Source organism: Halorientalis sp. IM1011, from assembly GCF_001989615.1.
GTDB lineage: Archaea > Halobacteriota > Halobacteria > Halobacteriales > Haloarculaceae > Halorientalis.
In genome coordinates this window covers 1,512,081-1,532,194 of sequence record NZ_CP019067.1, presented here as the reverse complement: position 1 = coordinate 1,532,194, position 20,114 = coordinate 1,512,081, and the positions used below count along the sequence as shown (strand labels likewise).

The following is a 20,114-nucleotide window of genomic DNA, read 5'->3' as shown; positions in this document are numbered from 1 at the left end:
GAGGTTTAGGCCGCCGGAGTTCCTTGCGACGGGCGAATGGAGGTCACCCTGCTCGGCACCGGCGACACGACGGGCACGCCGACGCCCGGCTGTTCCTGTGACACCTGTGAGCGGGCCCGCGAGCGCGGCGTCGAGCGGACCCGGTACTCGATCCACGTCCGCAACGAGCGCACCGGCGAGGCGCTGCTCGTCGACGCCAGCCCGGACTTTCGCCACCAGTTCCTCGAACGCGACGTGGACCTGCCCGACGCCGCGGTGATCAGCCACATCCACTTCGACCACCTCGACGGACTGGGCAACGCCTACCGTCTGTTCTCCGATCTGCCGGTCTACGCCGCCGACGAGACCGACCCCGAGACCGGCGAGAGCGTCGCCGGCACAGTTCGGAGCGACTACGATTACCTCGACGCCGTAACGGTCTCGGCGGAGTCGCCGTTCGAGCCCTTCGAGACCTGCGGGTTCGAGGTGACGCTGGTTCCGGTCGATCACCCCCCACTGGTCTGCTACGGCCTCGCCATCGAAGACCCCGAGACGGGCGCGAAACTCTCGTTATCGGGCGACACCAGTTTCGGGATCCCCGAGGAGTCCCGCCGAGTCCTCGACGACCCCGACCTGCTGCTGGCCGACGGCATCGTCCCCGCGGATCTCTGTGAACACCACCCGCTCGGCGGGAAACACGAGGACGACGCGGGCGTCCCCCGGACGTTCGGAACCAAACACATGACCATCGAGGGCGCGCGGGCGCTGGGCGAGGAACTGGACGCCGACGAGACCCGGATCGTCCACCTCTCGCATTTCATTCCCGCCGAGGAGGCCTTCGGCGAGGACCTGGCGGTCGACGGCGAGCGATACGAGCTGTAATCAGCCCCACCGATCCAGCCCGGACTGTCTGCGCTGTTTCCCCGCCGGATCTGGGTCCCACGGCTGGCCGGCTGCGCGTTCGCCCTCCTGATCCACGTCGGGCGCGTCGGCGTGATCGTACCCGCCGCAGTCGGGGCCACACTCCCGCGCGGGGTCGACGATCCGGCCCTTCCACGCGCAGTAAGGCAGGCCGCCGCGGTCGAACCGCTCGGCGGCCTCGATCTCGGCGCAGTCTGGGAAGTCGTAGGTCCGCCACCCCTTCCCGTAGGCGCGTTCGGCCACGCGGCGGCGCTGACGGCGCTTCTCGGCGGCGGTGGTGACCGCCACGTCTGCCCGCGCAGTGCGGCGTTCCAGCACGTCGATCCCCGGCTCCTCGGCTGGGAGCGGCTCGGCCTCCCGGATCACCTCGCGCTCGCCGGTCTCCGGATGGAACCGCCAGACGCCGACCGCCTCCGGGATGCGGTTGAGGTGCGCGCCGGTGACGTGGGACTCGGTCGCGAGGACGACCCGATCCAGCAGGCCGAGACTCACGTCCTTGCGGAGTTGCGTTTCGAGGTCACCCGGCCGTCCGAGGTCGGGCTTGTTCTCGATGCCTACGAGGGAACCGAACCAGTGCTCGGGGTAGCGGGCGGTCTGGCGGACGTAGGTGCGGCCGTTGCGGCGCTCGCGCTCGAAGAAGCCCAACTCGACCGCGCGCTCGACCACAGACTCGGCGCGGTCGGGGTGGATATCGAAGGCGTCCTTCCAGTAGCGCGCCCGGCCCGGACCGACCGCGCTCTCGATCGCCGGGGCCGGCACCCGCTCGGGCGTGATGGCCGCCCGCGCCGCGAAGTCGGCCCCGGGTTCGACGACCACCACGTCCATGACGCGGTTGCCGTGGCAGGAGGTCCCGAGCTGGCGGGCGAGGATTGCCTCGCGCTCGCGCTCCAGGTGGGCACACAGCGCGATTTCGAACGCGAACTCGGACACAGAGGGAAGAGGGGCGCGGCGAGCAAAAGGGTCGCGCTCGGCGTCGACTCAGGCGTCCAGTTCGTCCGCGAGGTCGTGGAAGTCCGTTACTGTGAGATCGGGCTCGCCGTCGAAGGTCACCCACGGGTCGTCCTTGCGGTCGACCCAGACGCCCTGCATGCCGGCGTGGCGCGCGCCCTGCACGTCGAACCAGCCCGCGGTGGCGTGGGCGATCTCGTCGACGGGCGTCCCGGTCCGGGCGGCGGCGTGGCGGTAGATCGCCGCATCGGGTTTGAACGTCTCGACCTCGTCGGCGCTGATCGTGTCCGCGAGCAGATCGCCGATGCCGGCGTGAGCGACCATGGAGTCGAGCATCTCGGGGTTGCCGTTCGAGACGATATAGCAGTCGTAGCCGGCCTCGGAGAGGCGTTCCATCCCGTCGCGCACGTCGTCGAACACGTCGAGTTCGTGGTAGACGGCGAGGATCTCGTCGCGCTCGGCGGGGGTGTAGTCGACGCCGAAGACGTCCAGCGCGTGGGTGAGCGCGTCGCGGTTCATCTCGTAGAAGGGCTGGTAGGCGTCGACGTGGTTGGCGACCATCGTGTACATCAGCGAGTGCGCGCGCCAGAGGTTCGAGACGGGTTCCGGGTCGGGAACGACCTCGGCCAGCGCGACTTCGGCGGCCTCGACGTCGACGACGGTGCTGTAGGAGTCGAACGTGACGGTGCTGACACTGTCGGGATCGAAGGCCATAGGCCCTAGAAAGGTAGCGAACGGGAAAACCGCTGGGCTGGTCTGGAGCCGGAAGATCGGGCCGATATCGCCGTCGGCGGGCGAGAACAGCAACTTTATCAGGTGCAGGCGGCGAAGGGACGGTAAGATTACTCTCGAAATGACAGACGAACACCGACAACCGGAGGTGAACATCGGGCTCGTCGGCCACGTCGATCACGGGAAGACGACGCTGGTCCAGGCGCTGAGTGGGGAGTGGACCGACCAGCACTCAGAGGAGATGAAACGCGGCATCTCCATCCGCCTCGGGTACGCCGACGCGACGTTCCGGCAGTGCCCCGACGCAGACGAACCCGAGAAGTACACCGTCGACGAGGAGTGTCCGGACGGCTCGCCGAGCGAGCCCCTGCGGACCGTATCCTTCGTCGACGCCCCCGGTCACGAGACGCTGATGGCGACGATGCTCTCGGGGGCGTCGATCATGGACGGCGCGGTGCTCGTCGTGAGCGCTTCCGAGCCCGTCCCGCAGGCCCAGACCGAAGAACACCTGATGGCGCTGGACATCATCGGCATCGACAACATCGTCATCGCCCAGAACAAGGTCGACCTCGTCGACCGCCAGCAGGCCGCCGAGAACTACGAACAGATCCAGGAGTTCGTCTCGGGAACGGTGGCCGAGGGCGCACCGATCGTCCCCGTCTCCGCCCAGCAGGGCGTCAACATGGACGTGTTGATCCAGGCCATCGAGGAGGAGATCCCCACGCCTGACCGTGACCCCGAACAGGACGCTCAGATGCTCGTCGCGCGCAGTTTCGACATCAATCGTCCGGGCACGACCTGGGACTCGCTGATGGGCGGCGTCCTCGGTGGCAGTCTCGTCGAGGGCCAACTCCACGCCGACGAGGACATCGAACTCCGGCCCGGCCGCGAGGTCGAGGAGGGCGGCCAGACCGAGTGGCGGCCCGTCGAGACCACGATCAGATCGCTCCAGGCCGGCGGCGAGGACGTCGAGGAAGCCACGCCCGGTGGCCTGCTCGGCGTCGGGACCGGGCTGGACCCGTCGCTGACGAAAGGCGACGCGCTGGCGGGGCAGGTCGCTGGCCCGCCGGGGACGCTCCCGCCGACCTTCGAGCAGTTCGAGATGGACGTGGATCTCCTGGAACGGATCGTCGGCGAGACGGACGAGGTCGAGGAGATCTCCACGGGCGAACCGCTGATGCTCACCGTCGGGACGGCGACCACGGTCGGTTCGGTCACGAGCGCTCGCGGCGGCGAGTGTGAGGTCGCGCTGAAACGGCCGGTGTGTGCCGAACCGGGCTCGAAGATCGCCATCAACCGCCGGGTCGGCGCGCGGTGGCGGCTGATCGGCGTCGGGACGCTCCGGGAATGACGGTGTGTCTGGACACGAGCGCGCTGATGATGCCGGTCGAATGCGACGTGCGGCTGTTCGAGGAACTCGACCGTGTCGTGGACGACCACGACCTCGCCGTGCCGGCGGCCGTGGTCACCGAACTGGACTCGCTGGCCGAAGGCAACGGCGAGGAAGGGACGGCCGCAAGCGTCGGCCGGGATCTGGCCGACCGCGCTCGCGTCCTCGACCACGAGGAATCGTACGCAGACGACGCCATCGTCGAACTCGCCGCCGAGGGCGAGTGCGACTGTGTCGTCACGAACGACCGGCCCCTGCGGGACCGCGTGCTGGACCGTGGCGTTCCAGTAATTGGTTTAAGGGGCCAGAACAAACTCGCCATCACTCAACCATAACATGTACAAACGGGTTCGACTTCGCGACACGGTAGAGGTGCCCCCGGAACACCTCGCAGACGTGACTCCGGGACGGATCAAGCGACTGCTGCAGGACAAACTCGAAGGCCGGATGGACGAGGACGTGGGCAGCGTCGTCTCCGTCGTCGAGGTCCACGACATCGGCGAGGGAGCGGTCATCCCGAACGAGCCGGGCGTCTACTACGAGGCGGAGTTCGACGCCTTGACCTTCGACCCGCAGATGCAGGAGGTCGTCGACGGGGAGATCGTCGAGGTCGTCAACTTCGGCGCGTTCGTCGGTATCGGGCCGGTCGACGGCCTGCTCCACGTCTCCCAGATCTCCGACGAGTATCTGGCATACGACGAGGAGAACCAGCAACTGGCCTCCCGGGACTCCAACGACACGCTGACGGTCGGGGACGCGGTGCGGGCCCGGATCGTCACCAAGAGCATCGACGAGCGCAACCCGCGTGACTCGAAGATCGGCCTCACCGCGAAGCAGGTCGGCCTCGGGAAACACGGCTGGCTCGAAGCCGAGCGTCAGGAACGCAAAAGCGAGGCGGCCACGGGTGAGTAGTCATGGCTGACAGACTCGTCTGCCGTGAGTGTCACCGCGTCCAGCAGTCCGGCGAGGAGGAGGCCTGTGTCTCCTGTGGCTCCAGCTCGCTGACCGAGGACTGGGCCGGCTACGTGATCATCGCCCACCCCGAGGAGAGCGAGGTGGCCGAGGAGATGCAGGTCGACGAGCCCGGCAAGTACGCGCTGAAGGTACGTTGACGTGACCGACGACACAGACACCGACACCGAGGTCGTCGTCAGCCTGCAGGAGGCACTGCGGGGCGAACTCAAAGAGCCGATGGGCGAGGTCTACACCGAGGCCGACGCCCTGCTGTCGGCGGCCGACCCCCCGATCGTCGCGGTCGGAGACATCGTCACCTACCACCTCATCGAGGCCGACCGCCGGCCGGACGTGGCGCTGATCGACGGCCAGACCAAGCGCTCGGAAATCGAGGACCACGTCCGGGAAGCGATCGACGCGGGCGTCTTCGACCGTGAAGTCGAGGTCGTCAACGCCGCGGCGGGGCTGAGCGCGGCCCTGCTGTCGGCGACCGTGTCGGCCGTCGACGCTGCGGCCGACGGCGAGTCGACCGTAATCGTCGTCGACGGCGAGGAGGACCTGGCGACGTTGCCGGCCATCGCCGCCGTGCCGACGGGCGCGAGCGTCGTCTACGGCCAGCCCGACGAGGGGATGGTCCTCGTCGAGTGTGACGACGCGATCAAATCGACGGTTTCGGACCTGTTCGACCGGATGGACGGGGATACCGAGCGGCTCCGGGACCTGCTCGCGGGCTGACCGGGGCGGGGCGACGGCGGTACGGGCTTCGAAATCCTTTTACTCGTTTCGCGGGGAGTACCACCAAGAACCATGGATATCGACATCATCGAGGAGACGGAGAATCCGATGTTACACCGGACCGACGTCCGGTTCGAGATGGTCCACGAGGACGCGACCCCCTCGCGGCTCTCGGTTCGTGACAGCCTCGCCGCCAAACTCAACAAGGACGCCGAGGAGGTCGTCGTCCACGAACTCGACACGAAATACGGCATGCGCACGACCGTGGGCTACGCCAAGGTGTACGACAGCCCCGAGTTCGCCGCCGACGTCGAGCAGGACCACATGCTCGAACGCAACAAGATCACGGCCGACGAGGAGGCCGAAGAGGAGGCCGAGGAGGCATAGATGCCCCGCCACGAACTCTACAACGACGACGGCACGACCGACAAGGAAACGTGCCCGCGCTGTGGCGACGCCTTCCTCGCGGACCACGGCGACCGTCTCCACTGCGGCCGCTGTAGCTACACCGAGTGGCAGTAGGGCTCCGTTCAGTTTTCGTCCTGCCGATTCCGCCGGAACAGAGCGGCGGCACTACCGACACCCGCGAGTGCGCTCGCGACGCCCAGTCCCGGTCCCGAACCGGTCGTGGTGGTTCCGGGTTCCTCGGCCTGCTCCGCCGTCGTCGTCCGGTCCTCCTGGGCCGTCTCGCCACTGGCACCCATCGTCCGGGCCGTCCGCTCCGTGCCGTCGGCAGTCGACGTGGACGTCTCGGTCGGAGTGGCCGTCACCGGCGTCGATTGGGGCCCCGATTCGGCCGACGGGTCGTACAGGCCAAGCAGCGCGGCTCCACCGCTACTGCCAGCGACGATGACTCCATCGTCGGTTCCCAGCAGATCGTTGAACCGGCTCCAGCCGTCGGTGTCGTAGATCTGATCCCAACGCTTCTCGCCGGCCGCGTCGACGGACACGAGCCACGCATCACCGGTCGAACCGGTACCGGACCACCCACCGAGCAACGCCCCGTCCTCGGTCGCTGCGAGCGAGAACAGGATGTCTCGCTGGTTCCGGTCGTAGCGGCGTTCCCAGCCCAGCTCCCCGGGTGACCCGATCTTGGCCATCCAGCCGTCGGTGGCCTCGGTCTCACCGTCGGTCGAGTAGCCGACGAGGTACGCGCCGTCGTCGGCGGGAACCACCTGGTTCGGGACGGCGTTCGTCTCGTAGGTCTGGTCCCAGCGCATCCGGTTGGTCCCGGCCAGTGACGCGACCCAGGGGGTGGGGGCGCCCTCGGCGGTGTACTGCACGCCACAGAGCAGGAACGTTCCGTCGCCAGCCGGCCGAATCGTGAACGCGAGGCTGTCGTTGCTGGTCCGGTCGCTGTCGACCGACCCATCCCCGTCGACGGCGGCCGTCCAGATACCGGGCGATCGCCTCCCGAGGAGGAGATAACCGTCCCCGGTCCGGGCGGCCGAGAGGATTTTCGCCGCGTCGTCGTAGCGGCGTTCCCACTGGATGTCGCCACTGCTCGATACCGTCGCCACCCAGCCGCCGGTGGTCTCGCCCTCGGCTCGCCCGCCCGCCACGAGGTAGGTTCCGTCACCGTTGGTGACGACCGTCTCGACGCTCCCGCGGACGCCGCCCTCGTATCGGCGGTCCCACTGGAGTTGCCCGTCGGCGTCGGCCCGTCCGAGCCACGCGCTCGTCTCGTCGCTATCGGACACCTGCCGGCCGCCGACGAGATATCCCCCACCCTGGGCCGGAACGACCGACGATATCACGGTGTACCGTGAACCGCCGTAGCCGTTGGCCCAGGCCAGCGGTTTATCCAGCCCCTCGTCGTCTGTGCCGTCCTGTGCGGCCGCAGGCACCGAGCCGGCCGTCGCGAGCACCGTTCCACCGACGGCGGTGCCGCCGAGTGTCGCGAGTACCTGTCGCCGTCCGATCGCTCGTCGCATTGTCTCGTGACGGAGTGCTCCCGTTCTGGTATTTGAACCTTCGGGCGGCGATGGATCGCTGGAGGCAGCGGATGGCAACCCATTTGCCCGCCCGTAACCACCCAGTCGATAAGAGTGACGCCGGACACGCGCGTGCTGGGCATCGAGGGGACCGCCTGGGCCGCCAGCGCGGCCGTCTACGACAGTGCGACCGATGCCGTGGAGATCGAGACCGACGCCTACCAGCCCGACAGCGGCGGTATCCACCCGCGCGAGGCCGCCGAGCACATGGGCGACAATATTCCCGAGGTCGTCGAGCGTGCACTCGACCACGCCCGCGACCTGGCGGCCGAGGCTCCCGACAGCGACGCCGACGACCCACCCGTCGACTGCGTGGCTTTCTCCCGCGGGCCGGGACTGGGTCCCTGCCTGCGAATCGTCGCGACGGCGGCCCGCGCGGTCGCCCAGCGACTGGACGTGCCCCTCGTGGGCGTCAACCACATGGTCGCGCACCTGGAGATCGGTCGCCATCGCTCCGGGTTCGACTCGCCGGTCTGTCTGAACGCCAGCGGCGCGAACGCGCATGTCCTGGCCTACCGGAACGGCCGCTACCGCGTGCTGGGCGAGACGATGGACACCGGCGTCGGCAACGCCATCGACAAGTTCACCCGCCACCTCGACTGGTCCCACCCCGGCGGCCCGAAGGTCGAAGAAGCCGCGAAAGAGGGCCAGTATCACGAACTCCCCTACGTCGTCAAGGGGATGGACTTCTCCTTCTCGGGCGTGATGAGCGCCGCCAAGCAGGCTGTGGACGATGGGGTCCCCGTCGAGAACGTCTGTCACGGCCTGCAGGAGAGCGTCTTCGCCATGCTGACGGAAGTCAGCGAGCGCGCCCTCTCGCTGACCGGCAGCGACGAACTCGTCCTCGGTGGCGGGGTCGGACAGAACGCTCGCCTGCGGGAGATGCTGGGCGAGATGTGCGAGCAACGCGGCGCGGACTTCTTCGCCCCCGAGCCGCGCTTCCTGCGGGACAACGCCGGCATGATCGCGGTGCTGGGCGCGAAGATGTACGCCGCGGGCGACACCATCGAGGTCGCCGAGTCGGGCATCGACGCGGACTTCCGGCCGGATCAGGTCGCGGTGTCATGGCGGGAAGACGAGTCGCCACACTACCGGACCGACGACGCTGACGAACTGCAGGGCGCGGAGGCGACCGTCGAGATCGACGGCGATCGGGTGGTCAAACACCGGAAGCCCCGAAGCTATCGCCATCCGGAACTGGACGAGCGGTTGCGGGTCGAGCGCACCCGGGAGGAGGCCCGACTGACTGCCGATGCGCGCCGCCACGGCGTCCCGACGCCGGTCGTGCTGGACGTGGACCCGTGGGAGACCCGGATCGTCTTCGAGCGCGTCGGCGACGCGGACCTGCGCGAGTACCTGACCGAACCGAACGTCCGGGACGTGGGCCGACACCTGGCGACGATCCACGATGCCGGGTTCGTCCACGGCGATCCGACGACGCGGAACGTCCGTGTTTCCTTCGAAGGCGACGGTGATCGGACCTACCTCATCGACTTCGGACTGGGCTATTACACCGACGACCGCGAGGACTACGCGATGGATCTGCACGTGCTGGCGCAGTCGCTGGCGGGGACGACCGACGACGCCGAGGACCTGCTCGCGGCCGCCGAGGCGGCCTATCGAGCGGTGGGCGACGAGCGCGTCCTCGACCACCTGCGGGAGATCGAGGGGCGCGGACGGTATCAGTAGTTACTCGGGGGTCACGTCGGCGGCGTGGCGGTCGTAGTAGTCGGCCACGAAGGCGACGAACAGGAATTTCAGCGCCATCGCGCCGCCGGTCGCGAGGGCGGTCCTGAGGGGCTGGCGGTGGACGGCAGCGCGGACGGCGTAGATCGTACAGGCTGCGTTGGCAACGTTCAGCAACTGGATCGGGTGCCGGCGGTTCCCGTGTTCGAGCCACAGGCGCTCGCCGTAGACGACGCGGGACATCCACGCGTCGTCGTCCTCGGGGGGCGGGAACAGGACGGGGTTGACGGCGACGAACAGGACTGTGCCGACCAGCAGGCGCTCGTCCCGGCGGTAGATCGCCAGCATGAGCAGGGGGAGACTGAGCACGCGCGACCAGCCACTCGCCGGGTTGGCGTGGCGTTCCCAGACGGCCTCGCGTAGTGTGGCGAGCCGTGACGGTTGTGACATATGCCAACGACTACCTCGAAGGGAGATAAAGCCACGTCCCGGACCGATCCGTCAGGACAAACGTCTTAACGCGTCCAGACGAAACACGGTGTATGGCTGACAAGCCGGAGTCCGGTGAGATCTTCGGGGTACCGTACAACTTCGAACGGCCGAGCATCAAGCGCCTGCTCTCGTCGTACTGGCGACCCGACGAGGGGATGCTCGTCGAGAAGCCCTTCGGCATCGGCTACACGCTGAACCTCGCCAACTGGCGATCGTGGGTCGTGCTGGCCGTCGCCGGTGTCCTCTTCTACCAGAGCCAGTCGTCGAGCGACGAGGAAAGCGACGCCGGCGACGAGGACGAACCGGTCGAAGTCATCGTCGACTGAGGACCGACGCGCCTTTTTTCCGGCGGCCCGGATCGGCGGGCATGCTCCGGTTCGTGACGACCAATCAGGGGAAGGTGCGGGAAGCCCGCGAGTATCTCGGGGAGACGGTCGAACAACTCGATTTCGACTACACGGAGATTCAGGCCGACGATCTGGCGACCGTGGCGGCACACGGCGCACGCGAGGCCTACCGCCACGCGGGCGAACCCGTGCTGGTCGACGACGCCGGCCTGTTCGTCGACGCCTTCGACGGGTTTCCGGGTCCCTACTCCTCCTACGTCGAGGACACGGTCGGCGTCGAGCGCGTCTGGCGGCTGACCCGCGAGGAGGACGACCGGTCGGCGTCGTTCCGGACGGTGCTGGCCTACTGCGACGGCGAGCCCTTCGACGCGTCGCCGGAGCCGGTTTCGCGGGAACGGCGCGGCCAGGACCAGGCCGACGACGAGCGCGCGACGGCGACGACCGACGACCAGATCGCCGAGGGTGACCTGCCGGTGAAAATCTTCGAGGGGTACGTCCCGGGCGAGATCGTCGCGCCGCGGGGCGACGGCGGATTCGGCTACGATCCGATCTTCGAGCACGACGGGACGACCTTCGCGGAGATGACGCCGGAGGAGAAGAACGCGGTCTCCCACCGCGGGCGGGCGCTGGCGAAATTTTCCGAGTGGTATCAGGGGCGATAGCGACGCGAACCGGCCCGGGTCCCCTACGCCCGTGGGTCCCGGTCCGGGCCCGGGTACTCGCCACCGACGACGACCTCGTACATCGACTCGGGGTCGAACAGCGCGACGAACGCCCGCGGTTCGCGGACGCTCACGTCGACGTGGGCGTTCAACGCTGCTCCAGCCCGTGCCGACTGGAGGCCCTCGTCGAACGTCAGCAGGTGTGGAGCGTCGCCGTTGTAGGCGGAGGCGAGCGCCGGATGATCGCCGGCGGGGTGGGAGACGGGTTCGCGCAGGGCCTCGATCTTCTCGCGCCAGTCCGTGGCGAGAGCGTCGTCTGCGCAGTCGGCGATCACGGCCCCGGCGTCGTCGAGAAGCGGGTCGCTGGCGACCAGATCGATCCAGTCGTGCGCACGGGCGAGGTCGATGGCCTCGCGGGCGGGGCCGCCCACCAGCAGGTCCGCGGCCAGCACGTCCGCATCGGCGACGAACCGGGCGGGGTTGGGGTCGTCACTCATCCGCGCTCTCCTCCCGCCGCGTCGCCAGTCGCTCGCGGACGGTCTCGACGGTCACGTCGTACTCGTCGGCGCGCTCGAACAGGGCCGCCCAGGTCATACCTGAAGTGGGTGGGCACGCGCCGAAAACCCACCGCTTACGCGAGCCAGCGTTCTCGGGCGAGCCAGTAGCCGAGTCCGAAAAGGAAGGCGACGCCGACGTTGGTCGCGACGGCGAGCAGGCCGATCGCACCCACCAGCGGCAGGTGGTCGGTGTCCAGCGCGACCCGGGCGAGCGACACGGCGACGACGGCGAGCAGGGTTCCGAGAAGTGCCATCGGGAAGGACAGGAAGAGGCCAGCCACCAGCGCGCCGGCGAGATAGAGAACACCGAGGACGACGTTGGCGGTCCCGGAGCGTGCGCCGAAGGCGTACTTCCCGGCGAGGCCGCCGCTGCCGTGACACATCGGCAGGCCGCCGAGGGGTACGGCGGCCAGCGACATCCCGCCCATGCTCCGGGCGAGGCGGTCGGGCGAGACATCGCGGTCGAAGAGGTCGGCACAGAGCAGCGAGGTCGCGACCGCGGCGTTGCCGACGGTCATCGCCAGTTGCGCGAGCGTCCCCTCGACCGCCCCGACGGTGAGTGCGGGGCCGCCGGTCGGGAAGATGGCGAGGGAGGGAAGTACTGGTGTTGGTACGCCGGCGACGACCGCGGTCCAGACGGTGCCGGCGGCGAGGACGACCAGCGCGGCGGCCCGGCGGTAGCCGGCGAGAGCGACCAGCCCCGCGAGGGCGGCACCGACGACCGCCACACCCGGATCGCCCAGCGCGAGGTCGAGGCCGGCCTGGGCGAGCAGGAGGGCGACGGCGAACTGCACGCCGCGGATCACCGGACGGCCCACGACTGTCTGGAGTCGGGAGAGCGTCCCCGTCGCGCCGACGACGAGCAGGACACCTCCCGCAAGCAGGCCCGCGGCGACGAGTTCGCCGTAGGTCAGCGCGCCGGCGATGGCCAGCCCCGCCAACGCCTTCATGGGCTCGACCGAGAGCGGGAGCCCATAGCGCACCCCCCAGACGATCTGAAAGACGCCGAACCCGACGAGTACGTGGGGCAGCGAGGCGGGGGTCAGTGCCCCCAGCGCGACCACGAGGGGCAACACCGTAACCGAATCCCCTAGCGCGCCCGTCAGCTCTCCGACGGCGACGGGCAACCGTTCACTGACGCGTTCGACGGTCGAAACGGCCACGACACGCCTTCGGAACTGCCGGTATATCAGCGTTGCCAGCAACTGTCCGGGGTTTCGCGGGTGGCCTCGCGTACCCGATACCGGCTAGATCGCTCGGCGTATCGGACGCTGTTCCGGCGAGGTGACGCCGTCGCCTGCCTGCGGTCCTGCGGTCGTGTGACGGATGTCTGACGCGAATTTAAGTAATACCCGGGCCTGCTGAAAATTAGGGCGCGCACAGGCGGCCTCAGTCTCCCATCCTATCGCGCGCCCGGACACCGTTGACCCCACCCCACTTCCTTTCCCAACGTTTCGATAGCTCAGGCGCTCTCGCCGCGCAGTTGTTCGCGAGCGGCCGCCAGCGAGTCGGGATGTGAGATCAGGGCGACGCTGTCGCCCGCCTGGATCGCGGTCTGGGGGAGCGGGATCGTCATGGGTTCGTTCGCGCGACCGTGGGCGTAGACGCGGGCGTCTGCGGGGAGGTCGATCTCCACGACGCGTTTGCCGATCATCGGCGAGCCCTCCGGGATCTGCACGCTGGCCGCCGAGAGTTGCTCGGTGATGTCCGCGAGGACGTTGAAGTCCCCGCCCAGCAGAGCGGTCTTGGCCCCGGCGGCCCCGAGCCGTTCGGGGTAGATGATCTCGTCGACGTCCTCGGCGTACTTCTCGTAGATCTCCTCGCGGTAGTCCTCGTCGATGCGCAAGACCGTGCGACAGCCGTTGTGTTTCCCGACCATACAGGCCGCGAAGTTCGTGTTGAGGTCACCCGTGAGCGCGGCGATGGCGTCGGCGTCGGCGACTTCGGCCGCGTCCAGCACGTCCTCCTCGGCGCCGTCGCCCTCGACGACCGCGAACCCCTCGGACTCGGCGCGGGCGATCTTGTCGTGGTCGCGCTCGACGATGATGACCTCGTGGCCCTCGGACTGGAGGGTCCGTGCAGTGCGCATCCCGACCCGGCCGTAGCCGACGATGACGAACTTCATGGGTGTGTGATGTGCCACCACGGGTAAAAACACTAGCCCTACCTGCGGGTAGACCGGTGATCTACGCGCCAAAAAACGAGTGTGGCTGTTGCGTCAGTTGCCGACGTCCATCGCGCGCTCGACGACGTCCTCGCTGTACAGGTCCGCGAGGTCGTCGTGCTGGTCCGGACGGTTCTCGTAGACGTCCTGGAACAGCTTGACCGGCGTCATCAGCGCCTGGTAGGTCGCTTCGTCCCACATGCGGTCGCTGGAGACGTCGACCTGGATCCCGTCGATCTCGACGGTGGCCGCGCGGGTCATCGCGATCGCGCCCTTGCCGGCCTCCTTGGCCGCCTCGAACTCCTCCATGGAGTCGACGATGTCGTCCATGCTCGGGACGTAGTCCACGAGGTCGAGCAGTTCGTCGGCGAGTTCCTCCTCGGACTCGACGAAGATCTCGTCGCTGCCGACTTCGAGTTCGTAGCCGCCGTCCTCTTCCTCGAGTTCGATCCGGTCGCCGCTGTAGACCTCGACGCCGTCCTGGCTGTCGAGTTCCACTTCGCGACCGTCGGCGTCGATGACCCAGTAGCCCTCTTCCGGCGGGAGCGGGCTCTTGTTGGCTTCGACGACCTGTCCGGGCGTCAGCGACCAGATGCCGAGCATGCCCATCGCGTTGTTGGCGGTGATGCGCTCGTGGTAGCCGTCGACGTCGCGGATGTCGTCGTAGGGACCGTCCACGGAGATGCAGCCGGCGGCGCTGGCCGCGCGGGAGGTGTTGTGGCGGAGTTCCTTCCACTCGGGGAGGCCGCCGGTCGGCGTGATGGCGCGCATGTCCTTGGTGTAGTCGACCTCACCGTCGACCAGCAGGAACAGGCGTTCGAGGTTGTTGTCGGCCTTGCCCATCTCCTCGCGGAGCTTGCCCATCGCGAGTTCGGCGGAGCCGGACTCGATGATGACGGACATGGCGAGGCTGCCCTCTTCGAGACCGTACTCGTTCTCGACGATCGTGATGAACTCGTCGGCCTTCTTCCAGTCGTCGATGTCGCCGACTTCCGGGATGACGAACCCGTCGATGTTCTCGACGGCACCGTTCTCGGGGTCGGCGATCTCGAGCATGTGCTGGAAGCCCTTGTAGCGCGTGCTGGGGCTGTCGCGGTGCCAGACGACGCGGGGGTGGATCTCGCCGGGGAACTCCTCGCCCTCCTCGGCGACGACCTCGGCGATGTTCTCGGCACCCTCATCGCGCATGTTGGGCGCGGTGGCGTCCTCGTTGTCCGGGACCCACACGTCCGGGGCCTGCATGCCGCGCAGGCCGATGGCGCTTCGGAGCTTCTTCGCCGAGTCGTCGACCCCCTTCTCCGCCGTCGGTGTCGTGAAGAACGTCCGCACGAACTTTCGGTCGTGGAGACGCGTGTCGATTGCAGTCATTGTAGTCACTCGCAGAGATTACTCCGCGGCTCTTAAAGCTGGCCGAATCGAGTCGAGAGCCGGCCGTTCGGGTGGCTACTGTCCGGCGGGGGTCAGTCGGCTGCCGCGTCCTGGACGGCGCGCAGACACCGTTCGAGTCCGTCGTGGCCTCGGTAGGTCACCAGTGACTCCTCGGGGTCGTACTCGATAATATCCTCGCGACTGAGCTTCGGCAGGTGGACGTGGTGGAGGTCGATCAGGACCGCCTCCGGGTTCACGTCGTCCCCCCGTTCGCGGGCCACCTCGTCGCTCAGGACGCTGACAGGGATCCTCTCGTCGCCGTTCTCGGCGAGCGTCGAGAGTACCAGGCGGCGATCCCTGTGTGCGAGCAGTTCGAGCCACCTGTCGAACGACGGGTCGGCTGTACTATCCAGTCCACGACCGTCGCTCTCGTATTCCCTGGGAGTCATTCGTGTGCAATCGACTATCGACCCAGAACCGGTTGTAACCGGCGCATGGTCGACCATGCACCCGGTGGAGGCCGCCACCGTACCGGCGCGGACGGATCTCAGTCGCCATCGTCCCCGGACACCAGCAGCGAGTGGTCGACGAGGTTGACGATGGCCCGGCGAAGCCGTTCGGTCACGGCCTGATCGGAGATGTCCAGTTTCTCGGCCAGTTCCACGGTGGTGCAGGTCCGGGGGATGTCGTAGTAGCCGGACTCGACGGCGAGCACCAGCGCCTCCCGCTGGGTCGGCGTCAGGCCGAACCACGGCCCGGCGTCGGGTCGGGTAGGGTTGTACACCCGGATCACCTCGAAGCTGATTCGGGCGTCGTCCAGTGACTCCCGGAACGTCGACAGGCTATCGTGGCCGGGAAACCGGAGCTCGAACTGCCAGGCGTCACTGTGGCCCGTCGCGGCCAGGACGTGCCCGTCGTTCTCGACGATCGCGCCGAAGAAGTGGTCGAACTCGACGTTCCAGTCGATGGCGTACAGCGTGCGATCCTCGAACACGTCGATCTCTGTGACCGCGTCGACGGCCGGGTGGTCCTGGACGCGGGACTCGAAGGAGTTCTGGTCACCGTCGTAGACCCAGAACAGCGGCACCGCTCGCTCTCCGGCGGGTACCATCGTTTCCACCTCGATCCGCACACCGGGGACGATATCGAGGATGCGACCCAGCTCGAAATCACTCGCGACGACTTCCATCTCCACGATGACACTCATGAACCGTTCAGTGTCTGCTGGTTCTTGTTCCGGGGTCAAATGTGGCTGCCTTGGTATACGAGGCTACACGGCCCAGCCATAAGCAATCCCTGATTTTTTTAATATTCTCTACACGAAATCGGGGATAGCGCCCGGGTTGGTGGGGTGACCATGGTATACCAAGTTTATCCCGGGGTTATTAAGTCGGGGCCCCATATGATCGGGTACGGCGATTGTACACTGCTACGGACCTCGCGCCGGGCGACACGGGGCACCGGTTCTGCCGAAGTCACTGCATACCCCGTGAGGACATCATGGAGGACCCACAACTGAACGTCACCGACGAGACGACGTTCGAGACGTTGCTCACCGAGTTACTGCGGACGGCACACGAGAACGGCATCGCGGTCGAGGGCGGCTGGGACGTCGACGGCGACGACGGCCACCCCGACTGGGACGTGGTCGTGACCGTCGTCGAACGGGCCGCCGACGACTGACGGACCCGGCGGGTCGGGGTCGGCGCGTCACTTCCCCACTCGCGACTGCGAGCCGCTGATTTTTCGAACCAGGGTCGACCGGGGAGCCGCGGCTATCGCGCCGTGTCGACCGAGACGCGGCGCTGGGCGTCGCTGTAGCCAGGCGGTCCTGCCATGGCGGCGCTGTCGCTACGCGGCAGGCGTCGAAAGAAAAGCGGTGCGTAGCCGATCAGTCCTGGTCGGAGCTGATGACCGCGTCTTCCTCGTCGTCGCTGAAGCCGGCGGACTCTTCCTGGCGCTTCTTGGCCTCGGGGTCGAACTTGGCTTCGATGTTCTGGAAGCGCGGGACGAAGGAGAGCTCGTGGTGGCTCTCGGTCTCGTGGCCCAGGTAGCGGTCCTCGAGGTCCCACTGGGCTTCTTCGTCGTTCTCGGCGATGTTGACCATGTCCTCGTAGACCGCGTGTGCGCCCGAGTGCAGGGCGTACAGGGTGATGAACTGGTACTTGTAGCCGAGGTCGCCCAGTTCCTGGAACGTGAGCGGGTCCTCTTCCTCGGACCAGGCGAAGGAGCTGGAGTAGTTGAAGGCCAGCTTCAGGTCGGGGTGGGTCTCGTGGATGGTCTCGGCGTAGTTGACGGCGTCCTCGCGGGACGGGTCGGGCATCTCGGGCCAGACCAGGTCGACGCCGGCGTCGGCGTACATCCGACCGCGCTCGAGGTGTTCCTCCCAGTCACCGTTGGAGGAACCGTAGGCGTCGGTCCGGGCGATGATGATCGTGTCCTCGTCCTGCTTCGCGTCGACGGCGGCCTCGAAGCGGGCCTTGGCGTCTTCGCGGGAGACGATCTTCTTGCCGGCGATGTGACCGCAGCGCTTGGGCGTCGTCTGGTCCTCGATGTGGACCGCAGCGACGCCGACCTTCTCGTATTCTCGGACCGCGCGGCGGACGTTGTGGATGCCACCGTAGCCGGTGTCACAGTCCGCGATGACGGGCAGGTCCGTCGCCTCGACGATGCGCTTTGCGTTCTCGACCATCTCGCGCATGTCGACCATCTCGAGGTCCGGGAAGCCGAACTGGCCCAGGACCGTCGAGTAGCCCGACATGTACGCGGCGTCCAGACCGGCCATCTCGGCCAGTCGGGCGTCGAGCGCGTGGTAGATACCGGGTGCGAAGACGAAGTCTTCGTTGTTCAGCTGCTCGCGCAGTTCGCGTGCCTTCTTGTTGTCGACGTCGCGAAGGAACGGTTCTGTCGTGTTGACGTTGCTCGCAACGGGGTCGTCCCCATCTGAATCGTGTGCCATGGTTATTGCGTGTAGGTCCTCCAGTAGAATCGGTTTATCTCTGTCGAAACGGCTCGCGGACGGCGGGACCCAGGAACCGCCCGAGAACCGCGCGAGGGAGTTCCAGTACCGTCGACGACCCGGCGCAGGGCCAGTCGGTCGACCCCACTCCGAGGACCAGCGACGGCGCGAACCACCCGCTGGACCCACGTGCCGACAGCGGCTGACGACTGGTATCTACGAGGGATCGTGTCCGGTAGCATTGAACTCCGCCCGCGTTTCGCGGTGTCTGTTCGTACGCATCCGTCACGAGCATACATCAGCAGAAAAATGTTATGGTCTATAATGTTAAAACTCTTTAATCGCATTCCGGATCCTAGAGCGAACTAACGAATATAATGGACTGTGGTTCTCTAGCACGGGAACTCGGCGGGATCGTCGATCCGGGCGGATCAGCGCACACAGCTATCGCTCGGGGGTGTAGCGTCGAAGTAGAAAGGGGTGGGGGATCGGTGGGGGTGGGGGGTGGGGGTGGCACCGTGTTGGTGCCTACTACCGGATAGGCGCGGATGGGTAAAATATCTTGCGCCCGATTATCAGGGATGAAAAGTTGGGTGGGTGAGAGGAGTCTGGAACTCACGCCCCGGTCCGGTACGGGGCCGCGTCGTGACACAGACGCGCCTCGAACTGTGCGGGATAGTCGTCCGCACGAGGGTGGTGCCGCGGCGGCTCAAGTCGGTAGCACCGTGGTCTATCTGGGGGACGGAAGACTCCTCGGGTGGTTGATATCGCGGAAGAGTCTAGGCCGGAATATCAACTGCCACAGTTCCGCCCGCCGGTTCCCATCAGACCGGATCTGATGGTGGCGCGGTAGCATACTGGGGCTTGTCCGTGAACTCGGCCTCGAACCCGTCGGGGTAGGCGGTAAATCCGCCGTTCGGTGTCACCGTTCCGGACTTCAGGGCGAGTTGACCATCGCCCGTCCGCCGGGACGACTGTTGGCCCCGACGGACGTACCGCATTCCAACGGTTTTCGCCGCGTTGTAATCCGCGTTCGCTTCCGTTCCACACGACTGGCACTCGAAGTGCTCACGAGTCGGACGGTTCTCGTCGGACGTGAACCCACATTCGGCACACCGTTTCGACGTATAGGCCGACCCAACCTGTGTGACCTCGATACCGTGACGTTCAGCCTTGTACTCGACGAACTGGTAGAGCTGTCGGAACGCCCACCTGTGCCCCCACGCACCCTCCGTTCGTTTTCGGATGTGTGTGAGGTCCTCGAAGACGATGCGATCACAGTCGTATCGGACGGCTTCGGTGACGATTCCTTTCGAGACGCGATGCATCTCGTCACGAACGCGTCGGAGTTGGCGACCGCTCGCCTGTTCGATCGTTCGGTGAGCACTTCGGGTCCCGGTTCGCTGCAGTCCAGCACGTGCCTCCTCGAATTCACTGAGCGTATGGTTCAACTCCCCACCTGGAAAGAACCGCGCGGTGCTAGTGACAGCGATGTTTTCGACACCGAGGTCGACCCCGAGAACCGTTCCGTTCTCGGCGGTGGTCCGTTGTGCGTCCGTTTTCGGGCGTCGAAAACCGAGGTGCAGGAAGTAGTCGTCCCCGTCGGCAGTGAGCGTGCTTTCGGTCACTTCCCAGCGTTCCGAATCGAGGAATTGCCACTGGAACCCGTCGTCGTCTTCCGGAAGGACGAGCGGACAGCGAATCCGACTCTCGGTCGTACTGAGTGACACTGTCTCGTCGTCGAACAGTGTCAGCGTCCGAGAATCGTATTTCACTGTCGGCGCAGTGAATCGCGGCTTGCTCGTTTGCTCCCCTCTCGACCTACGCTCGATACAGCCAGTTATCGCCTGTGCGGCCTGGTGTGTGGCGAGAATCGCGTGTTGACTCCCGAGGTCGGTTCGTTCTCGCAGCGTATCGTAGGCGAGTGACTGAACGTCTGATTTCTCGTGGCACCGGTTCCACGCGAGATTCGTCGCAATTTGACAGCCGCGCTTCCACTCGGCTATCGTCTCTTCGAGCCGCACACGCTGCTCGTCGGAGACCTCGAGACGAGTGATCGCCGTCCGATACACGTAGTCGTCCGCCACGTATCCAGTGGCGCTCGGCGATTATTTATAACTTGACGGTGAGGCTACAGTATCTGGGACGCCACGCCTGTCCCCGATTCGAATCTCGAGTATCGAAGGTCTCCGACGGTTACAGGCGAACTGGAACTCAGTGGAACTG

Annotated in this window: 24 protein-coding genes; 12 read left to right on the top strand and 12 right to left on the bottom strand. The window is 66.8% G+C overall.

Translation table 11 applies throughout. From position 1 onward, the window contains the following. The first annotated feature begins 36 nt into the window (after positions 1 to 36). Positions 37 to 861, top strand: a complete 825-nt coding sequence (locus tag BV210_RS07735; protein WP_077206071.1) for an MBL fold metallo-hydrolase — start codon at positions 37 to 39, stop codon at positions 859 to 861. On the opposite strand, the gene BV210_RS07730 is transcribed toward BV210_RS07735, so the two are convergent. Next, positions 862 to 1,830: a DUF5787 family protein gene (locus tag BV210_RS07730; RefSeq protein ID WP_077206070.1), complete on the bottom strand. Its 969-nt coding sequence runs from the start codon at positions 1,828 to 1,830 to the stop codon at positions 862 to 864. It lies immediately after the preceding gene. A gap of 48 nt (positions 1,831 to 1,878) precedes the next feature. Then, positions 1,879 to 2,562, bottom strand: a complete 684-nt coding sequence (locus BV210_RS07725; protein ID WP_077206069.1) for a haloacid dehalogenase type II — start codon at positions 2,560 to 2,562, stop codon at positions 1,879 to 1,881. Between the two features lie 139 nt (positions 2,563 to 2,701). Here BV210_RS07725 and BV210_RS07720 point away from each other — a divergent pair, with 139 nt between their 5' ends. From BV210_RS07720 to BV210_RS07690, 7 genes are all read left to right on the top strand, one after another. Then, on the top strand, positions 2,702 to 3,931 hold the full coding sequence (locus BV210_RS07720; protein WP_077206068.1) for a translation initiation factor IF-2 subunit gamma: 1,230 nt from the start codon (positions 2,702 to 2,704) through the stop codon (positions 3,929 to 3,931). Next, positions 3,928 to 4,305: a PIN domain-containing protein gene (locus tag BV210_RS07715; protein ID WP_077206067.1), complete on the top strand. Its 378-nt coding sequence runs from the start codon at positions 3,928 to 3,930 to the stop codon at positions 4,303 to 4,305. The genes BV210_RS07720 and BV210_RS07715 overlap by 4 nt, the downstream gene beginning before the upstream one ends. Before the next feature lies 1 nt (position 4,306). Next, complete coding sequence (locus tag BV210_RS07710; protein ID WP_077206066.1) at positions 4,307 to 4,882, top strand: DNA-directed RNA polymerase; 576 nt, start codon at positions 4,307 to 4,309, stop codon at positions 4,880 to 4,882. A gap of 2 nt (positions 4,883 to 4,884) precedes the next feature. Next, entirely contained in the window at positions 4,885 to 5,082 is a 198-nt protein-coding gene (gene spt4 / locus BV210_RS07705) for a transcription elongation factor subunit Spt4 (RefSeq protein WP_077206065.1), read from the top strand. A 79-nt stretch (positions 5,083 to 5,161) separates the two neighbouring features. Further along, positions 5,162 to 5,659 (top strand): GTP-dependent dephospho-CoA kinase family protein, encoded by a 498-nt coding sequence (locus BV210_RS07700; protein ID WP_077208008.1) that lies wholly within the window; start codon positions 5,162 to 5,164, stop codon positions 5,657 to 5,659. A 72-nt stretch (positions 5,660 to 5,731) separates the two neighbouring features. Further along, positions 5,732 to 6,046, top strand: a complete 315-nt coding sequence (locus tag BV210_RS07695; RefSeq protein WP_077206064.1) for a 30S ribosomal protein S24e — start codon at positions 5,732 to 5,734, stop codon at positions 6,044 to 6,046. Continuing rightward, positions 6,047 to 6,181 (top strand): 30S ribosomal protein S27ae, encoded by a 135-nt coding sequence (locus tag BV210_RS07690; RefSeq protein WP_077206063.1) that lies wholly within the window; start codon positions 6,047 to 6,049, stop codon positions 6,179 to 6,181. It begins immediately after the preceding gene. 8 nt (positions 6,182 to 6,189) lie between these two features. Here the strand turns inward: BV210_RS07690 and BV210_RS07685 are convergent, their stop codons facing one another. Next, positions 6,190 to 7,593, bottom strand: coding sequence for a hypothetical protein (locus BV210_RS07685; protein ID WP_077206062.1), 1,404 nt, complete (start codon positions 7,591 to 7,593; stop codon positions 6,190 to 6,192). A gap of 114 nt (positions 7,594 to 7,707) precedes the next feature. On the opposite strand from BV210_RS07685, the gene BV210_RS07680 reads away from it, so the two are divergent. After that, entirely contained in the window at positions 7,708 to 9,342 is a 1,635-nt protein-coding gene (locus BV210_RS07680) for a bifunctional N(6)-L-threonylcarbamoyladenine synthase/serine/threonine protein kinase (protein WP_077206061.1), read from the top strand. On the opposite strand, the gene BV210_RS07675 is transcribed toward BV210_RS07680, so the two are convergent. Beyond that, positions 9,343 to 9,789 (bottom strand): DUF6653 family protein, encoded by a 447-nt coding sequence (locus BV210_RS07675; RefSeq protein ID WP_077206060.1) that lies wholly within the window; start codon positions 9,787 to 9,789, stop codon positions 9,343 to 9,345. A gap of 92 nt (positions 9,790 to 9,881) precedes the next feature. Here BV210_RS07675 and BV210_RS07670 point away from each other — a divergent pair, with 92 nt between their 5' ends. Both BV210_RS07670 and BV210_RS07665 read left to right on the top strand, forming a co-directional pair. Beyond that, positions 9,882 to 10,157: a DUF5808 domain-containing protein gene (locus BV210_RS07670; protein ID WP_077206059.1), complete on the top strand. Its 276-nt coding sequence runs from the start codon at positions 9,882 to 9,884 to the stop codon at positions 10,155 to 10,157. A 41-nt stretch (positions 10,158 to 10,198) separates the two neighbouring features. Then, the gene (locus BV210_RS07665) at positions 10,199 to 10,840 is read left to right on the top strand and encodes a non-canonical purine NTP pyrophosphatase (protein WP_077206058.1); all 642 of its coding nucleotides are present in this window, start codon (positions 10,199 to 10,201) and stop codon (positions 10,838 to 10,840) included. A gap of 23 nt (positions 10,841 to 10,863) precedes the next feature. Here the strand turns inward: BV210_RS07665 and BV210_RS07660 are convergent, their stop codons facing one another. The 6 genes from BV210_RS07660 to BV210_RS07635 form a co-directional block, all read right to left on the bottom strand. Beyond that, positions 10,864 to 11,337, bottom strand: a complete 474-nt coding sequence (locus BV210_RS07660; protein ID WP_077206057.1) for a hypothetical protein — start codon at positions 11,335 to 11,337, stop codon at positions 10,864 to 10,866. Positions 11,338 to 11,471: 134 nt separating this feature from the next. Continuing rightward, positions 11,472 to 12,560 carry a putative sulfate/molybdate transporter gene (locus BV210_RS07655; protein WP_077206056.1) on the bottom strand — a complete coding sequence of 363 codons (1,089 nt, stop codon included), beginning with the start codon at positions 12,558 to 12,560 and terminating at the stop codon, positions 11,472 to 11,474. Positions 12,561 to 12,859: 299 nt separating this feature from the next. Next, positions 12,860 to 13,522, bottom strand: coding sequence for a TrkA family potassium uptake protein (locus BV210_RS07650; RefSeq protein WP_077206055.1), 663 nt, complete (start codon positions 13,520 to 13,522; stop codon positions 12,860 to 12,862). 93 nt (positions 13,523 to 13,615) lie between these two features. Continuing rightward, positions 13,616 to 14,929: a malate synthase AceB gene (gene aceB / locus BV210_RS07645; RefSeq protein ID WP_077206054.1), complete on the bottom strand. Its 1,314-nt coding sequence runs from the start codon at positions 14,927 to 14,929 to the stop codon at positions 13,616 to 13,618. Positions 14,930 to 15,021: 92 nt separating this feature from the next. Continuing rightward, complete coding sequence (locus BV210_RS07640; RefSeq protein WP_077206053.1) at positions 15,022 to 15,378, bottom strand: hypothetical protein; 357 nt, start codon at positions 15,376 to 15,378, stop codon at positions 15,022 to 15,024. A gap of 98 nt (positions 15,379 to 15,476) precedes the next feature. After that, entirely contained in the window at positions 15,477 to 16,136 is a 660-nt protein-coding gene (locus BV210_RS07635; RefSeq protein ID WP_077206052.1) for a helix-turn-helix domain-containing protein, read from the bottom strand. Positions 16,137 to 16,429: 293 nt separating this feature from the next. On the opposite strand from BV210_RS07635, the gene BV210_RS07630 reads away from it, so the two are divergent. Then, a complete protein-coding gene (locus BV210_RS07630; protein ID WP_077206051.1) occupies positions 16,430 to 16,612 on the top strand; it encodes a hypothetical protein in 183 nt (60 codons plus the stop codon). A gap of 208 nt (positions 16,613 to 16,820) precedes the next feature. On the opposite strand, the gene aceA is transcribed toward BV210_RS07630, so the two are convergent. Both aceA and BV210_RS07620 read right to left on the bottom strand, forming a co-directional pair. After that, positions 16,821 to 17,888: an isocitrate lyase gene (gene aceA / locus BV210_RS07625; protein WP_077206050.1), complete on the bottom strand. Its 1,068-nt coding sequence runs from the start codon at positions 17,886 to 17,888 to the stop codon at positions 16,821 to 16,823. An 824-nt stretch (positions 17,889 to 18,712) separates the two neighbouring features. Next, on the bottom strand, positions 18,713 to 19,975 hold the full coding sequence (locus tag BV210_RS07620) for an RNA-guided endonuclease TnpB family protein (RefSeq protein WP_077206049.1): 1,263 nt from the start codon (positions 19,973 to 19,975) through the stop codon (positions 18,713 to 18,715). Between the last annotated feature and the right edge of the window lie 139 nt (positions 19,976 to 20,114).

What these genes read in the sequence shown, in the direction of transcription:
- BV210_RS07735 (WP_077206071.1), top strand. Translation starts at nt 37, where the DNA reads ATGGAGGTCACCCTGCTCGGCACCGGCGACACGACGGGCACGCCGACG.
- BV210_RS07725 (WP_077206069.1), bottom strand. Translation starts at nt 2,562, where the DNA reads ATGGCCTTCGATCCCGACAGTGTCAGCACCGTCACGTTCGACTCCTAC.
- BV210_RS07720 (WP_077206068.1), top strand. Translation starts at nt 2,702, where the DNA reads ATGACAGACGAACACCGACAACCGGAGGTGAACATCGGGCTCGTCGGC.
- BV210_RS07715 (WP_077206067.1), top strand. Translation starts at nt 3,928, where the DNA reads ATGACGGTGTGTCTGGACACGAGCGCGCTGATGATGCCGGTCGAATGC.
- BV210_RS07710 (WP_077206066.1), top strand. Translation starts at nt 4,307, where the DNA reads ATGTACAAACGGGTTCGACTTCGCGACACGGTAGAGGTGCCCCCGGAA.
- spt4 (WP_077206065.1), top strand. Translation starts at nt 4,885, where the DNA reads ATGGCTGACAGACTCGTCTGCCGTGAGTGTCACCGCGTCCAGCAGTCC.
- BV210_RS07700 (WP_077208008.1), top strand. Translation starts at nt 5,162, where the DNA reads ATGGGCGAGGTCTACACCGAGGCCGACGCCCTGCTGTCGGCGGCCGAC.
- BV210_RS07695 (WP_077206064.1), top strand. Translation starts at nt 5,732, where the DNA reads ATGGATATCGACATCATCGAGGAGACGGAGAATCCGATGTTACACCGG.
- BV210_RS07690 (WP_077206063.1), top strand. Translation starts at nt 6,047, where the DNA reads ATGCCCCGCCACGAACTCTACAACGACGACGGCACGACCGACAAGGAA.
- BV210_RS07685 (WP_077206062.1), bottom strand. Translation starts at nt 7,593, where the DNA reads ATGCGACGAGCGATCGGACGGCGACAGGTACTCGCGACACTCGGCGGC.
- BV210_RS07675 (WP_077206060.1), bottom strand. Translation starts at nt 9,789, where the DNA reads ATGTCACAACCGTCACGGCTCGCCACACTACGCGAGGCCGTCTGGGAA.
- BV210_RS07670 (WP_077206059.1), top strand. Translation starts at nt 9,882, where the DNA reads ATGGCTGACAAGCCGGAGTCCGGTGAGATCTTCGGGGTACCGTACAAC.
- BV210_RS07665 (WP_077206058.1), top strand. Translation starts at nt 10,199, where the DNA reads ATGCTCCGGTTCGTGACGACCAATCAGGGGAAGGTGCGGGAAGCCCGC.
- BV210_RS07660 (WP_077206057.1), bottom strand. Translation starts at nt 11,337, where the DNA reads ATGAGTGACGACCCCAACCCCGCCCGGTTCGTCGCCGATGCGGACGTG.
- BV210_RS07650 (WP_077206055.1), bottom strand. Translation starts at nt 13,522, where the DNA reads ATGAAGTTCGTCATCGTCGGCTACGGCCGGGTCGGGATGCGCACTGCA.
- aceB (WP_077206054.1), bottom strand. Translation starts at nt 14,929, where the DNA reads ATGACTGCAATCGACACGCGTCTCCACGACCGAAAGTTCGTGCGGACG.
- BV210_RS07640 (WP_077206053.1), bottom strand. Translation starts at nt 15,378, where the DNA reads ATGACTCCCAGGGAATACGAGAGCGACGGTCGTGGACTGGATAGTACA.
- BV210_RS07635 (WP_077206052.1), bottom strand. Translation starts at nt 16,136, where the DNA reads ATGAGTGTCATCGTGGAGATGGAAGTCGTCGCGAGTGATTTCGAGCTG.
- BV210_RS07630 (WP_077206051.1), top strand. Translation starts at nt 16,430, where the DNA reads ATGGAGGACCCACAACTGAACGTCACCGACGAGACGACGTTCGAGACG.
- aceA (WP_077206050.1), bottom strand. Translation starts at nt 17,888, where the DNA reads ATGGCACACGATTCAGATGGGGACGACCCCGTTGCGAGCAACGTCAAC.